Annotated in this window: 12 protein-coding genes; 3 read left to right on the top strand and 9 right to left on the bottom strand. The window is 53.4% G+C overall.

Features of this window, described 5'->3' with window-relative positions:
* Positions 1-173: 173 nt before the first annotated feature.
* Together E1162_RS06595 and E1162_RS06590 are read left to right on the top strand one after the other, a co-directional pair.
* Entirely contained in the window at positions 174-2,144 is a 1,971-nt protein-coding gene (locus E1162_RS06595) for a PAS-domain containing protein (RefSeq protein WP_155128493.1), read from the top strand.
* Complete coding sequence (locus E1162_RS06590; RefSeq protein WP_155128491.1) at positions 2,141-2,866, top strand: response regulator transcription factor; 726 nt, start codon at positions 2,141-2,143, stop codon at positions 2,864-2,866. Before E1162_RS06595 ends, E1162_RS06590 begins: the two co-directional genes overlap by 4 nt.
* Here E1162_RS06590 and E1162_RS06585 read toward each other — a convergent pair.
* From E1162_RS06585 to E1162_RS06565, 5 genes are all read right to left on the bottom strand, one after another.
* A complete protein-coding gene (locus E1162_RS06585; protein WP_155128489.1) occupies positions 2,863-3,264 on the bottom strand; it encodes an MAPEG family protein in 402 nt (133 codons plus the stop codon). The two genes, E1162_RS06590 and E1162_RS06585, sit on opposite strands and share 4 nt — an antisense overlap.
* Before the next feature lie 85 nt (positions 3,265-3,349).
* Complete coding sequence (locus E1162_RS06580) at positions 3,350-4,930, bottom strand: TRAP transporter large permease (protein ID WP_155128487.1); 1,581 nt, start codon at positions 4,928-4,930, stop codon at positions 3,350-3,352.
* An 11-nt stretch (positions 4,931-4,941) separates the two neighbouring features.
* Positions 4,942-5,481, bottom strand: a complete 540-nt coding sequence (locus E1162_RS06575) for a TRAP transporter small permease subunit (protein ID WP_155128485.1) — start codon at positions 5,479-5,481, stop codon at positions 4,942-4,944.
* A gap of 153 nt (positions 5,482-5,634) precedes the next feature.
* Complete coding sequence (locus tag E1162_RS06570) at positions 5,635-6,726, bottom strand: TRAP transporter substrate-binding protein (RefSeq protein WP_155128483.1); 1,092 nt, start codon at positions 6,724-6,726, stop codon at positions 5,635-5,637.
* Between the two features lie 686 nt (positions 6,727-7,412).
* Complete coding sequence (locus E1162_RS06565; RefSeq protein WP_371311835.1) at positions 7,413-9,242, bottom strand: HoxN/HupN/NixA family nickel/cobalt transporter; 1,830 nt, start codon at positions 9,240-9,242, stop codon at positions 7,413-7,415.
* Positions 9,243-9,464: 222 nt separating this feature from the next.
* Here E1162_RS06565 and E1162_RS06560 point away from each other — a divergent pair, with 222 nt between their 5' ends.
* Entirely contained in the window at positions 9,465-10,538 is a 1,074-nt protein-coding gene (locus E1162_RS06560) for a Glu/Leu/Phe/Val family dehydrogenase (RefSeq protein ID WP_155128481.1), read from the top strand.
* Between the two features lie 60 nt (positions 10,539-10,598).
* On the opposite strand, the gene E1162_RS06555 is transcribed toward E1162_RS06560, so the two are convergent.
* The 4 genes from E1162_RS06555 to E1162_RS06540 are packed head-to-tail and all read right to left on the bottom strand — an operon-like array spanning position 10,599 to position 14,712.
* Positions 10,599-11,540: a LysR family transcriptional regulator gene (locus E1162_RS06555; RefSeq protein WP_155128479.1), complete on the bottom strand. Its 942-nt coding sequence runs from the start codon at positions 11,538-11,540 to the stop codon at positions 10,599-10,601.
* Positions 11,541-11,562: 22 nt separating this feature from the next.
* Positions 11,563-13,152, bottom strand: a complete 1,590-nt coding sequence (locus E1162_RS06550) for a gamma-glutamyltransferase family protein (RefSeq protein WP_306455018.1) — start codon at positions 13,150-13,152, stop codon at positions 11,563-11,565.
* 33 nt (positions 13,153-13,185) lie between these two features.
* The gene (locus tag E1162_RS06545; RefSeq protein ID WP_155128477.1) at positions 13,186-13,713 is read right to left on the bottom strand and encodes a DUF2937 family protein; all 528 of its coding nucleotides are present in this window, start codon (positions 13,711-13,713) and stop codon (positions 13,186-13,188) included.
* Between the two features lie 24 nt (positions 13,714-13,737).
* Positions 13,738-14,712 (bottom strand): WD40 repeat domain-containing protein, encoded by a 975-nt coding sequence (locus E1162_RS06540; RefSeq protein ID WP_371311834.1) that lies wholly within the window; start codon positions 14,710-14,712, stop codon positions 13,738-13,740.
* Between the last annotated feature and the right edge of the window lie 9 nt (positions 14,713-14,721).

The following is a 14,721-nucleotide window of genomic DNA, read 5'->3' as shown; positions in this document are numbered from 1 at the left end:
CCTACAGAAATGCAAGTCTCCCTCCTGCACTTCTTTCCGCCCAAGTACGTGATATCACAAAGGCTAGTAGTATTTCATTTCGTCAATATGAGAAGATTGTTTCGAAATATTGCAGTTGCGCTGCAACAATTGCGGAATTCAGCCATTTATGCCTATTGCCGGTCTACTTTAGTATGGAAGAAAAAGATAAGATTCGAGAAGAACATAAAGAGTTGCAGCAATTAAACTTGCTTCAATCTGCGCTCGATCACCTCAATCAGGGGTTTTCGGTGTTTGATTCTGACCTAAAGTTGGTAGCCAGCAACTCTATTCTCTATGAGCTTTTCGACTTCCCAAGAGAGCTGATCCAGCGCGGAACCCACATCAAGGAGTTCTTCCGTGTGAACGCCGAGCGCGGCGAATATGGCGACGGCGATATTGACGAACATATCCAGCTGCGAATTGACCGTGCGCTGAAGTTTGAGCCCCACTCCATTGAACGCGTAAGACCAAGCGGACAGGTGGTGCTCATTCAAGGCGGTCCTCTGCCCCAAGGCGGCTTTGTTACCACCTACACAGATGTAACCCTTGAGCGTCAACGCCAGAAGCACCTTGAGGAAACGGTTGCTGAACGCACACGCGCTTTGAAGAAGAGTGAAGATTGGCTGCGCCTCGTAACAGATACGGTTCCAGCCCTCATCTGCTACATCGCTCCCGGCCCAAAGTACCGCTTTGCCAACACGCCGTACGCGATGTGGTTCAACCAGTCGCCAACCTCTATCATTGGCAAGCCGGTGCGCGATGTGACGGGAGATGAGCTGTTCGCCGTTATGGAACCGCACATTAACGAGGCCCTTGCAGGTCACGTTGTTTCCTATGAATACGCCAAGCCGGACAGACGCGGTAACCGTACCTACATGCGCTCCACGCTTGTACCCGATAGAACCAAAGATGGCCGCATCCTTGGCTGCTTTGTGCTCTCGGTTGATGCCACAGAACTGAAGGAAAGCGAAAACCGCTTGCTACAATCCCAGCGCATGGAAGCGGTAGGCGTTTTGACAGGCGGTCTGGCTCACGACTTCAACAACCTGCTTTCCATCATCATTGGCAATGCCAAGCAGCTAACCGAAAAGATCGATGATCCGCAGGTTTTAGCGGCAACGGTAGAAAAGCACCTCTCTCCAATCCTTCATGCTGGAAACCGCGGGGCTGAACTCACCCGCAGGCTTTTGACCTTCGCAAGAGGAAGCAGCGCAGAGGCGGTGGACACCAGTCTCAACGACGCGGTGAAAGGTGCCTGCGATCTCATTTTCTCCTCACTGCCCAAAAGCATTGAGACGACGCTGGCCCTGCCGGATGAAAAGCTGTTTGCGAAGATTGATCCGGTGCTCTTTGACAACGCTCTGGTAAACCTTGCGATCAATGCCCGTGATGCGATGCCTGAAGGCGGTGAGCTCTCCATTTCCATGAAGCAAGTGGAGATCGGCCACCGCGATGCGCAAAGCATGTCTATTACACCCGGCGACTATGCTTTGATCGAATGCCGAGACACTGGCACGGGCCTTTCAGAGAACGAAGAAAGCCGCGTGTTCGAACCGTTCTATACGACGAAAACCTTCGGGAACGGCAGTGGCCTCGGCCTCTCGATGGTCTACGGTTTCGCGACCAGATCAGGCGGCTCTGCCGAACTCAAGAACCGCCGCAAACAAGGGGCTGTTGCCAGAATAATTTTGCCAATCGCCCATCCTCAAGGAACAGCGAGCTCGCCAGACAATGCCGTGGCCGATGACACTCTACCAAATGGCAACGGCGAACTGGTTATTCTGGTTGAAGATGAGATTGACCTCGCTAAAGTATTGATCGAGCAAATCACATCCATTGGATACAGCGTCCTGCATTGCGATAGCGCAGAAGATGCCTTGGAGCTTGCCCGTCAGACACCTCAGGTGCAGGCAGTTCTTTCAGACATCATCATGCCAGATGGCATGAACGGCCTTGAGTTATTCGAGACGCTATCCAAGGAAATGCCGCAGATCGGGGTGGCGCTGATGTCGGGCTATCATCAGGCAGAACCAAGCAGAAATGCAGGTCTGGCATTAAAACTTGAAAAACCTTTCGAGCTGAAACAGCTCGCACATGTATTGAAGGAGCTGACGGAACGATGAGTCTTTCCAGCTCAAACAACCTTATCGCTATCGTCGATGACGAAGAAGCAATCCGCGACCTGCTGACGGAAACCCTAAACTCCTTCGGTTTCGAAACGCGTGATCTCGCCTCCGGTATGGAGCTGATAAACCTTTTCGAAGGCCAAGACCAGCAGCCAGACCTCATCATTACCGACCTCGGACTGCCCGATATTGACGGGATGGCGCTTATTGAACGCGTTCGCCAAAAAAGCTCTCTGCCTATCCTTGTTCTTTCCGCCCGCGATCACTCATCAGACCGCGTTATCGGGCTGGAACTAGGCGCAGATGACTACGTTACCAAGCCGTTTGATCCGCGTGAGATCGTTGCCCGCGTGCGCTCGCTCCTCCGCCGTAGCGCGCCTGAACCACAGGCTACACAAAGCGCAGATAAAGTTGCCCGCTTTTCCGGCTGGAGCTTTGAACCGGCATCTCACTTGCTGCGCACCAAGGAAGGGGTAGAAACCTACCTTTCGGCTGGTGAAGCTGCTGTTCTAAACGCTCTGCTTAAATCTCCGCGCCGTGTCCTTTCACGCGATCAATTGCTGGATGCAAGCGGTGCTGATGAAAGCATGGACCGCGCCATTGACGTGCGCATTTCCCGCGTTCGCAAAAAGCTGACAACGAAAGAAACCGGCGCTTTGATCCGCACTGTCTATGGTGCTGGCTACATGCTTTCCTGCGATGTGGAGTGGAGCGCTTAAAGCTCCAGCTCAAAAAACGGCATCAAAATGCACGAAGCTGCGGCAATGCCAAGCGCTGTAAACGTGCACATCATACCGAGCGCTCTTAGCCTGAGATTCTGCGGCTTACTTGTAAGCGCAAACGCATGCAGTCCCCTGCCCGCCAGTAACAACAGGCCGATGCCGTGCAGCACAAATGCGAAGGCTGCCATCATCTCCATCATCAACATCAGCAACAGCGTTAGCGGCACATACTCTGCAAAGTTCGCGTGCGCCCGCATGCGCTTGAGCATCATCCTGTCATCGTCATGACCGAGTGAGATTTTGGTCTCATGCCGCGCTGCCACGACTTTGTATGAAAGCCAGAGAAACAGCAGCGCTAATACGCCTGCATAGATGGGCGTGATGTAGAAAATCATAGGCGTCCTCCTCCAATTGCATTCCAGTCGTAAACAAAAAAAAGCGCGGTCGAAACCGCGCTTTCTCTTTGTCTTGTTTTACCCGTTACCCGTAGATCACCTTCGGCAACCATGTCGCCAGCGTCGGGAAGTACCACAGGATAACCAACATCAGGATCTGGATCAGCACAAACGGAATGATGCCGATATAGATGTCCGAGGTCTTCACGGTTGGCGGAGCCACACCGCGCAGATAGAAGAGCGCGAAACCGAACGGCGGTGTCAGGAACGATGTCTGCAGGTTCACAGCCATCATCACTCCCAGCCATGCTGGGTTCATCGGCTCACCGTTTGGCATTTCCAGCTGCAGCAGGATTGGCGCAACAAGAGGAACCACAACGAACACGATCTCAAGGAAGTCGAGGAAGAAGCCGAGAACGAACATCACGAGCATAACAGCGATGATCGCACCAATCGCACCACCTGGAATACCGGTCAGGATTTCCTTCACCAGTTCTTCACCACCCAGATCACGGAAGATCAGGGAGAAGAAGGTCGCACCGATGAGGATCACGAACACCATACAGGTAATCTGTGTGGTGGACTGCATCACAGGAACCAGAACCTTGTTGGCCAGCACGCGGTACAGAGAAACGATGATGCCCCAAGCCAGCGCTGCACAGAACACAGCAGCAGCCACGATACCAATCATATCGGTAGTCGGGATTTCGCTACGAGCAATACGCAGGTCCATAGAGAATGTCAGCGCCAGAACGGCCACCAAACCCAGAACCGCAATGTAGATCGGCCAAGGCTTGTCTTCGTTCAAACGGTAACCAGCCAGCAGCAGAGCGCCCACAGCACCAACAGAAGCAGCTTCAGTCGGCGTTGCAATACCCACCAGAATGGAACCAAGCACCGCAATAATCAGAGCGATTGGCGGGATAAGCGCATGCAGAACCTGAGATATGGTCGGCGCCTCGCCCGGCTCTACCTTCATTGGCGGAGATTTATGCGGCTGTGTGAATGCAACAAACAGCTGGTACGCGATGTACATACCCACCAACGCAAGGCCCGGAAGCAATGCGCCGGCAAAAAGGTCACCTACAGAGAATGGCTCTGGAGACCAGTTACCCATTTCACGCTGAGCGGTCTGATATGCGTTAGAAAGCTGGTCAGCAAGGAAGACGAGTACGATAGACGGCGGAATGATCTGGCCCAAAGTTCCGGATGCAGCGATAGAGCCACAAGCGATACGCGGGCTGTAACCGTTGCGTAGCATGGTTGGCAGCGACAGCAGACCCATGGTCACAACCGTTGCACCAACAATACCGGTGGACGCAGCCAGAAGCGCACCCACGATGGAAACGGAAATACCAAGGCCACCCGGCATACGGCCGAACAGACGGCCCATTGTTTCGAGCAGTTCTTCCGCAACCTTGGAGCGTTCCAGCATAACACCCATGAAGATGAAGAGCGGAACTGCAATCAAGGTCTCGTTGACCATTGTGCCGAAGATACGGCTAGGAATTGCACCAAGCGTAATGGACGCGCCGAAGAACGACCCGATCAGAGCAAAAGCAAGGGCAACACCGGCAAGTGTGAATGCTACTGGAAAGCCTGCCATGAGCAGAAGACAGGCAGCAGCAAACATCAAAATATCAAGAGTATGAGTAATGCTTTCCATCAAACCAGCCCCTAGTGCGCATTATTATTTGTTATGAAGCTGTTCAGTGCAGCCTTGTCCCCCTTAAGCGCCAAGACACCACGGATTACGATCGAGAGCCCTTGCAGCGCCATCATGACGGCGAAGCCGATAATCGCACTCTTGAGAAGGTAACGACCCTGAATACCCGAGGTCTCCTGAGAGCCTTCAAGAATGGCCCAGGAAGCAGCAACGTAGTCCCACGACACATAGATGATGACGCAGCACATCGGGATGAGGAAGAAAATGGAACCAAGCAGATCGACGAGGGCTTTCTTTTTAGGAGCCGCCTCGCGATAGAAAATGTCTACGCGCACGTGCCCGTCCACGCTGAGCGTGTAGGCAGCTGCAAGCATAAACAAAAAGCCGTGCATGTATGTGATGGATTCTTGCATCCAGATGGAGCCGATCCCGAAAACATACCGCATTAGAACAACGATAAACTGCACGAGAACAATGCCGAGCGTTAACCACGCACAGCTGCGTCCTACAGCGCTGTTAAAGGAGTTAATAAGGTTCATCAGGGCGCGCATTTTCCCGCCTCTTTTTTCGCAGCTTTTGCCAAGGGCCCGAGGGCACCACACCAGAGCTTGCTTGTTATAGGGAGAACCGAAAAACGGTCCGGCCTTAAAGGTGAGGCTTCCCACGCGCAAACGCGGGAAGCCTCAAAATTCGGTCAGACGCGATTAGCCCAGAACGCGCTTACGGTTTTCGAGGTATGCACCTTCAGAGATGTCACCCCAACCGCCTACGTCTTTACGAGCTTTGATGTAGCTGTCGTAGATGCGCTTGGACAGATCGTCTTCGCCTGCAACTTCTGCTACTACTTCTTCAGATACGCCCGCAATTGCATCAAATACTGCATCTGGGAAGCGCTTCAGCTGAACACCATGTTTGTTCACGAGAGTTTCAAGCGCAGAACCGTTGTTCCAGTTGAACTCGGAGTACATGTAGTTGTTTTCAGCCTTACAAGCGTCTGCAACAAGAGCCTGATCTGCTGGGCTGAAGCTTTCCCAAACGTCTTTGTTCAGACCGCAAGACAGACCTGCACCTGGCTCGTGGAAGCCTGGGTTGTAGTAGAACTTAGCAATCTTGTAGAAACCGAATGCAAGGTCGTTCCATGGGCCAACCCACTCGGTTGCATCGATTGCGCCAGACTGCAGCGCAGGGAAGATTTCACCACCTGGCAGAGCAACAGCAGTTGCACCCAGACGACGCAGTACTTCACCGCCAAGACCCGGCATACGCATTTTCAGACCCTTAAGGTCTTCGATGCTGTTGATTTCTTTGTTGAACCAACCGCCCATCTGCAGGCCGGTGTTACCAGCCATGAATGGCTTGATGTTGAACTGAGCGGACAGCTCGTCCCACAGTTCCTGACCACCGCCAACGTTGATCCATGCGTCCAGCTCGTTCGCTGTCAGACCCATTGGAACTGCAGTGAAGAAGTTGAATGCTTTGTGCTTGCCCTGCCAGTAGTACTCAGCAGCGTGGTACATGTCTGCAGTGCCGCTGGAAACAGCGTCAAAGCTTTCAAATGCAGGAACGAGTTCGCCTGCAGCAAAAAGCTTAACAGTCAGACGACCGTCAGAAGCATTGGTGATGCGGTCAGCAACGCGCTGTGCGCCGGTGCCAAGACCTGGGAAGTTCTTTGGCCAGGTTGTGACCATTTTCAGTTCGCGCTTGCCCTGTGCAATTGCAGGAGCGGCGAGAGTAGCAGCACCAGCGGTAGCACCAGCAGCCAGACCAGCTTTCTTCAGAAAACTACGACGATCCATTTTAAACTCCTCCCACGAGTTACCTGAGAATGAATGTCCATGTTAAATTTTGAGCCCGGTCCGCTACATCAGCACCGAACCAGCCATACCTGTTTCTAATAGGATGACATAACTACTTACAAGCAAAACTACGTGGAATTGAACGAATTATTTAAGTGCAATCGAAAAGCGAAAGCTTAATGGCAGCGTTGGCACTGTCGAAATTTTGTAGTTTCCAGCACAATGCACAAAGCAATAATCGATAATTTTCACATCGACTATCTTTTCATTAATTACAAAAACCGCAAAAATATCACAGTTCAGCGCACTACTTCTGTTTTATTTATACAATCAATCAGGCGTGGCGACCTAAGAGGAAGAAAACTATTTATTCCAGCAACTTAAAAACAAATATTCAGCAATGATTTTTCAATGCTGCATACACATATCCAGAAATACATAGGTAACATGCGCGAGAGATCCGTTTAACTTGCGATCACTCATTAACGTTTTCTCTGGGCGTTGCGTTTTGAGTCTGCAAAGGCGGCCTGAGACATACGTCAATAATCCTGCCTTAATTTTGTGCAGATGCGAAAGCAATGCCCATCCCCTTCACGGAAGGCGATGAAAATCACTCACTTGGTGAAAATTGGAGCTGGTGATTCTCGTATCAGGCCACAGACAAAACGCCTGTGGCCATCTTGAGCTTAGTAGAGCCCGAAGCCGCCAAGCATCATCAGCGTGCCGATCAGCAGTACGCTCAAGGCACCGGCGCCTTCAAACACGCGGTAGACAGTCATCGTGCCGGAAGAGGTATTGCCCCAAATCTTCAAGGCACCTTCACGCGCTACCACAGCAAGGCTTGCAAGAGCGGAAACAGTGATGCCGGTGCCGATAGACATGGCCAGTACCGCCAGCACACCAATCCAAAGCAGGTTCTGAGACCACGCGAACGCGAGAATAACAAGAGCACCAGTACACGGACGAACGCCAATAGCGGCAATCACCGACCATGCGTTCATCAATGTCAGAGGCGTATCCTTGATGTCTTCAGGGCTTGCCACGTGAGAATGGCCGCAACCACATTCTCCATGATGATGATCATGGTGATGCCCGTGATCGCGGTCATGATCGTGAGCATGGCTGTGGTTGTGATGATGGCTATGGTCATGACCGTGATGGGAACAGGAATGCGCCGCCGCTTTATTCTTCGAGAGCACTGGACGGATAATCTTGTTCCAGACCATCAGCACACCAAGCAGGAACACCAGAACATAGCTGCCTAGTTCAAACCACTTGGTTGTCTTTGTCATGGCAATGGATGTCAGCCCGAGAAGAATGCCCACGCCGCCAACAATTGCGATTGCTGTTACACCCTGCGCGAAGGCTGAGGCCATGGATAGAACAATACCTTTGCGCAGGGTCTGCCGATCTGCCAGCACATAAGAAGAGATAATCGCCTTACCGTGGCCCGGCCCAGCGGCGTGGAAAATACCATAGGCAAAGCTAAGGGCGATCAGCAGCCAGCCAGCATCCGGATTGACGCGGAACTGGCGCAGCGCACCGGTGAGCTTGAGATAGAACTCATTTTGGTAGCGGGCAATCGTACCAACCACTTTGGAATAGACGCTATCGTTTGCAGAAGAAGCACGAGGATCAGGAGCAGCGCCAGAACGCGGGAAAGAACGCTCGATTGCTGCAACAGCGTTCGTTGATCCACGCTCGCCTGCACCTTCACTAGGAACTGTGTCATCAGTAGCTGCGGTCGCCATGAGATCAGTACATTGAACGATAGCTTGGTTCACCATCTGCTCGGCGTAGGCTTGCAGCTCTTCAGGAACCGCGCGGGTGTTCTCGTCAATCTGTGCAAGCGCTTGGCGAATCTCGAAATCAAGTTGCGGCGGATAAACCAGCTGCACTTCACAGGCACCCGGTGAGTTAACGTAGGAAACCGCGCCAACTCCATCCTTCGGCCAAGTGTACTCCACATAGTAGGTCGGGTCGTACACATCCACGGTCAAAGTGCGGTCAGCCTTCACTGGCTCTTTGAGCGGCAGGGTGAAGTTGAGTTCCACTAGGTTGATGCGATCATCCTCAGGAACTTCCAGCCCCTGCGCCCGCACCTCTTCAATCGCCTTGCGGTCTTCTTCAGAGAACATGAAGTAGTCGTCGAGCTTCACGGAGCGAACCTGCATCCACTGGCTATGCGGCGGATTAAAGTCCATCTCAACGCGAGTATCATCGCCAAACGTGAAATAGCCGAACTCTTCCAGACCCTTTGTATTTTCAAGCGCCAGCTCTGCCAGCTCCTCGCGGGAGTACTCACCATCGCCGTTGGCATCGAGACCCTGCAAGGCAAAGGCCGCATAAAGATCATCGAACAGCCACGAATGCTCGATCTCGGTCAGGTACCCCTCATCGTTAAAGATCAGCTTTGCCCGCGCTTCGACAAAAATATGCGGGTGAGACATGGCAAGGGGCGCAGACATAAGAAACGCCAAACCCGACAGAGCCATCAGGCGAACAAAGAGAATCACAGTTGAGGTACCCAGCAGCTTGAGAAAATCCGACAGGCAAAAACATCACAAAAAAGGCAAGAAAAAGTCACGCTCAAAATTGATCGCGGCACATTTTTCTCATGATATGCAAAATTACGCATATTCCTTTCGATTGAGGTTTTGCAGTGATCAAAATAGACCAAAATTTGCGCAGCGTCAGCGATATAATTCCCCATGCTAGGTCGATCGTTAGAGGGGAACATGAACGCACCTATCCAAAAAAGCATACAAATCGCCGAAGCAGCAACGCCGGCTGACCATCCTGAATTCGATGGGCACGAGAACATTGTTTTCGCTCACGATGAGGAGAGCGGCCTGCGGGCGATTATTGCGGTCCACAACACAAAGCGCGGCCCTGCACTGGGTGGCTGTCGCATGTGGTCCTACAGCAATACGGGAGAAGCCCTTACCGATGCGCTTCGCCTTTCCAAGGGCATGAGCTACAAAAACGCCTTGGCCGGACTGGACCTTGGCGGCGGTAAGTCAGTTATCATTGCAAACCCGCGAGAGCATAAGACGCCTCAGCTGCTGAGAGCTTTTGGTCGTCATGTGCACCGTTTGGGCGGCACCTACATTACAGCGGAGGATGTAGGCATTACCGCAGCCGATATGGAAATCATCGGCAGTCAGACACCATTTGCCAAGGGCACAGAGGCAACGGGTTTGGGAGACCCATCGCCTTACACCGCGCTTGGAGTGTTTGAAGGCATCAAAGCGGCTGTTGCTTTCAAAAACGGAACGGATGATCTCAAGGGAGCACGCGTATCGGTACAAGGCCTTGGCAACGTGGGCTACACCGTTGCACGCCATCTTCACATTGCTGGCGCTGAGCTTATAGTCTCCGACATCAACGAGACTACCGTACAACGGGCCTGTGATGAGTTTGGTGCCCAATCCATCGCGCCCAACACAGCACACGCTGCAGACTGTGATGTGTTTGCCCCATGCGCACTGGGCGCAGGACTGAACACACTCACTATTCCGCAAATTAAAGCACCCATCGTGGCAGGTGCTGCAAACAACCAGCTACAAACAACAGAGGACGGCGTCGTCCTGTTTGAGCGCGGCATACTTTACGCGCCAGACTATGCCATCAACGCTGGCGGTGTGATCTCTATCGCTCTGGCCGGCGCTGGCGACAGCGACGACCACGTGCGCCAGAAAACAGAAAATATCTTCAACACGCTAACGGAGATCTTCAAGCGCTCGGCTGCCGAAGGTCGCCCAACAAGCGTTGTTGCGGACGAGCTGGCAGAAGAAATTCTGCAGCGCTAAAAGCTAGTCAATCAAAGATACAAAGGGCGCGCAAGACCAGTTCCTTGCGCGCTCTTTTCTTTAACCCGCCTCTTCGCGGTGCTGCTTGGAAAGGTTCGGGCAGCTTCCGTCCCGCTCTTTCTCCTTGAACCACCGCACCATGAAGTCAACAAAGGCCCGCACCTTGCCGGACAAGTGACGGCGATGCGGATAGACGGCATAAATGCCAAGCCCCGTCACCTCAAAAGGCTCCAGCACACGCACAAGAGCGCCTTCTTGCAGCTCGCGATGAACAAACATCTCCGGAGTACCCAAGAAGCCAAGACCGGCCATAGCAGCGCGGCGCGATGTTGTTGCACTATTCACCTCAATCGGCCCATCAACGTTCACGGAAAAGCGCTCGTTCCCATCCATGAATATCCAGCTTTTTCTGGTACGCCGATTGGTATCAATGATGCACGGCACCTTGGAAAGCTGGCTGGGATGGCCCGGCACACCGTACTTTTCCAGCACTTCCGGCGTTGCGCAAATGACCGTTCTAAAGTCATGCAGACGGCGGGCAATTAGGCTGGAGTCGGCAAGCTCGGTAATGCGAATGGCAACGTCATACCCTTCTTCAACGATATCGACGAAGCGGTCTTCCAGTGCCAGATCCAGCTTGATCTTGGGTTGCTCCTGCAAAAACTCGACCATGGCCTGCGTTAAAAACAGGTCTCCGATGGAGCGAGGCGCGGAAACGCGAAGCGTGCCCTGCGCTTCCTTATGATCAGTTTGAACGGAGTCTTTCAGATCATCAAAGCGTTGCAGCAGCTCACCAGCCTCACGGTAGTATGCTTGCCCTACCTCTGTCAGCGAGATCTGGCGTGTTGTGCGGTTGAGAAGCCGAACCCCAAGCTCGTCTTCCAACTCACCAACATATTTGGAAACAAGGGCTTTGGACCGACCCAATGTACGTGCTGCCGCTGAAAATCCGCCAGTATCAACCACTGTCAGAAAACAGCGAATGCGCGTGATTGTATCCATATACCCTTCTCTCCCTAAAGCGCTATGGGCAAGCGGCACCGCCATCTGAACGCACATCGTGTGCGCCAAGCAGCTGCCCCTTTGGCAAACCGTGGATCATACCAGCATGACCCATCGTGTCAGAATAGTCTTCATCCAGCACTTCGATTTCATGACCCAAGCGGTCAAGCTGGTTCAGAATATCGGTGTCAAAGCGCTTTTCTACACGCAAGCAGTTCACTTCAGAACCCCACGTTCGGCCAAGTAGCCAGCGCGGCGCGTCAATGGCCTCGGCTGGTTCCATGCCATTCATGATAGCACGGGTGAAAATCGCCGCCTGCGTCTGTGGCTGCCCTTCACCGCCCATGGTGCCGTAAACAACGGTGCGGCCATCATCAAGGCGCGCCATTGCAGGGTTCAGCGTATGGAACGGCAAACGACCCGGCATCAATGGATTGAGCGCCTCGGGATGAAGCGAGAACGATGCACCGCGGTTCTGCATCAGCACACCGGTCTTAGGTAGTACGCAGCCGGAGCCGAACTCCCAATAGATAGACTGGATGTAAGAAACCGAGCGGCCCTGACTGTCAATCGCACCAAGCCAAACGGTATCGCCCTTCTTGGCAACATGCGGCCACGGTGCAGCACGCTTCATATCGATATCAAGAGCGATCTTGGTCAGCCAGTCATCAGTGAGGTACTGCTTGATGTCTTCGTCGATGAACTTCGGATCGGTGACAACGCGATCACGAACGATAAACGCCTTCTTTGTCGCTTCGATCAGGCTATGGAAATATTCTTTCGATTCAGGACGGCACTTCGCCATCCGGTCGTAGATGCCGAGGATCGCTAGCGATGCCAGACCCTGCGTAGGAGGCGGTGCGTTGAAGATCGTTCCGCACTTAAGCGAGGCCTGAAGCGGCGCGCGCATGCGCGCGCCATACTTTTCAAGATCCTCACGGCGCAGCGGAGAACCAATGCGCTCCAGATCATCGGCCATACTGACGGAGATATCCCCGCGATAGAATTCGCTAAGGCCCTCGTGCGCTAGATGATCCAGCGTGTCAGCCAAGCGTTCCTGACGCAGCACATCGCCTTCCTTAGGCGCTTCGCCATCTATCAAAAATACATCGGAAAATCCGGGCGCGTCTTTCAACTCATCGAGTTTTTGAGCGGTCAGCGCAGCCTGAGAACGGGTTACCTTCACCCCTTCCTTGGCGTGTTTGATAGCAAAAGCGAACAGCTCGCGAAGCGGTAATCCCCCACCAACGGCGGTGGCTACTTCGTGCGCCATTTCCCAGCCACTCACAGCACCGGGCACAGTCAACGCGGCCACCGGCCCGCGTGGTGGTATCACTCCGTGCCTACGCTTCTGGTAGGCCTCCATGGTCGCCCGCGCCGCTGCCGGACCACACGCTTCAATGATTTTTGGCGGACGTCCCGGCTCGGCAATCAGCCAAAAGCCATCACCGCCAACATGGTTCATATGAGGATAAACAACGGCAATTGTAGAAGCTGCTGCAATCATCGCATCAAATGCGGTGCCGCCACTTGCCAGAATTTCCGCCCCCGCCTCTGCCGCAAGCATATGCGGAGCAACGACCATGCCCTTGTTAGACGCCCGTGTTTCCAATTGATTTATTCCCGATTGTAAGCAGTTGAGGCTTTAAACAGCTCTTCTACTTGTTACCCCTGTTTTTCGTTTGGCTCTCGCCCGTGCTCCCCGCGCACCCAAAGCAAGTGACCAATAAACCCCAAGCCCGCCAGCAAAGCCAAGCCCTGCTATCGTCAAACCCTCAACGGTTACGGGCACAGCTGGCTCGAAATTGCTCCAAGTTGCCTTGCTCAGCTGGGCATCGGGCGAACGAACAAACGTCCAAATCCGCCCATAGCTTCCACTTGTTGCCATAGCTTCGCGTTGTTCTTCAAGGCTTTCAAGACGTTGTAAGGCGGTAGATACACTTTCTGCCCGTTCTTGAACAAACCCGTCCGCGCTGGCCTTCATATGGTCCAGTGCCTGCGAAACACTCATGGAAAACTGGGCAGCGTCCTGCTCGAAGGCAACCTGAACCTCTTTCAAGGCGTCAATTGCCCCGCCCATCCGCTGGCGATATTGCTGGGAAAACTCAGGAAGCTGAGAGGAGAAGACGGCACCGGATGCACCAATGCAGATGGCTAAAAGGCGGCCTATCATCGTCTCCCCACTCTCGTTTAACGGTTAAGTGAGCGAAATAATCCCCGCTCCACCTTTCTCTGTGCCAAAGGCTAGGCGGGTGCCGCTCTTGTCCCAGCACATGGTGCTAACAGCGCCTTCACCCGGCCGGCGCAGCAGCACTTCCGCGTTATCTTCAAAACGCACTGCCATTATCATACCGTCCTGATAACCGATCGCCAGCATTTCCTCTTTAGGGTGACAACACACTTGGCTGACCATGGAATCCCCGCGAGCACCAAGCTGTAGCGGTTGCTGGCCCATCGGACCGGTTTTACCGGTAAACGGCCACAAAATCGCGGCTTGAGCGCCGGAAGTTGCCAGATACTTGCCCTTGGCAGACCAACTTACGCTCTTCACCTTTGAGGGATAACCGGTCATGCGCATGTCCTGATTATCCTTCAAACGCCAGCCGTGCAGCGCGTTTTCCTGCATAGTAGAGACGATGTATTTGCCATCATCAGAGCAGATGACACCAGAATGGGCTCCATCCCAGTGTAGCTCTTGCGGATCGCCACCAGCGTTCACCCACCACAGCGTTACACCGTTGTAGCGTGCTGTAACAAGGCGCATACCCTTGGGCGCAAAGGTTAAACCGCCAACAGCGCGCTGATGAAGGAATTCCTTTTCCTCACCGTTCTTCTGACGAACCCATGCTGTGCGGCCAGATGCAAAGGCAATCGCATCTTGCGGACCACAGGCAATAAGGTCAATCCATTTACGCGCGCGCTCGGTAACAAACTCCGCATTACCATCAGCTGTAACGCGGTAAACTTTACCGTCCATACCACCTGTAACGAGCGCCTTGCCATCCAGCGTACGCGCCGCGCACAGCAAGCCGTCTTGATAAACAGGCGTGATGGATTCCGGCCCGTTCAGAAAACGAACCGTTCCGTCACCAAGTGCAAATGCAGCTGTATCGCCAAGGAATGTTGCGGTAACAACGAAGCCTTCCACCTCTAAAGGAGCAACTGTAACCACGGTTCCCCC

It is taken from the genome of Pseudovibrio flavus (assembly GCF_009711345.1).
GTDB classification, from domain to species: Bacteria; Pseudomonadota; Alphaproteobacteria; order Rhizobiales; family Stappiaceae; genus Pseudovibrio; species Pseudovibrio flavus.
Note: the sequence above shows the minus strand (reverse complement) of the source record. Positions and strands in the feature narration are given on the sequence as shown.

Excerpts from the sequence above, each read along its gene's own strand:
- E1162_RS06555 (WP_155128479.1), bottom strand. The coding sequence starts at position 11,540 with ATGGATACAATCACGCGCATTCGCTGTTTTCTGACAGTGGTTGATACT.
- E1162_RS06570 (WP_155128483.1), bottom strand. The coding sequence starts at position 6,726 with ATGGATCGTCGTAGTTTTCTGAAGAAAGCTGGTCTGGCTGCTGGTGCT.
- E1162_RS06595 (WP_155128493.1), top strand. The coding sequence starts at position 174 with ATGGAAGAAAAAGATAAGATTCGAGAAGAACATAAAGAGTTGCAGCAA.
- E1162_RS06575 (WP_155128485.1), bottom strand. The coding sequence starts at position 5,481 with ATGCGCGCCCTGATGAACCTTATTAACTCCTTTAACAGCGCTGTAGGA.
- E1162_RS06580 (WP_155128487.1), bottom strand. The coding sequence starts at position 4,930 with ATGGAAAGCATTACTCATACTCTTGATATTTTGATGTTTGCTGCTGCC.
- E1162_RS06560 (WP_155128481.1), top strand. The coding sequence starts at position 9,465 with ATGAACGCACCTATCCAAAAAAGCATACAAATCGCCGAAGCAGCAACG.
- E1162_RS06590 (WP_155128491.1), top strand. The coding sequence starts at position 2,141 with ATGAGTCTTTCCAGCTCAAACAACCTTATCGCTATCGTCGATGACGAA.
- E1162_RS06585 (WP_155128489.1), bottom strand. The coding sequence starts at position 3,264 with ATGATTTTCTACATCACGCCCATCTATGCAGGCGTATTAGCGCTGCTG.
- E1162_RS06545 (WP_155128477.1), bottom strand. The coding sequence starts at position 13,713 with ATGATAGGCCGCCTTTTAGCCATCTGCATTGGTGCATCCGGTGCCGTC.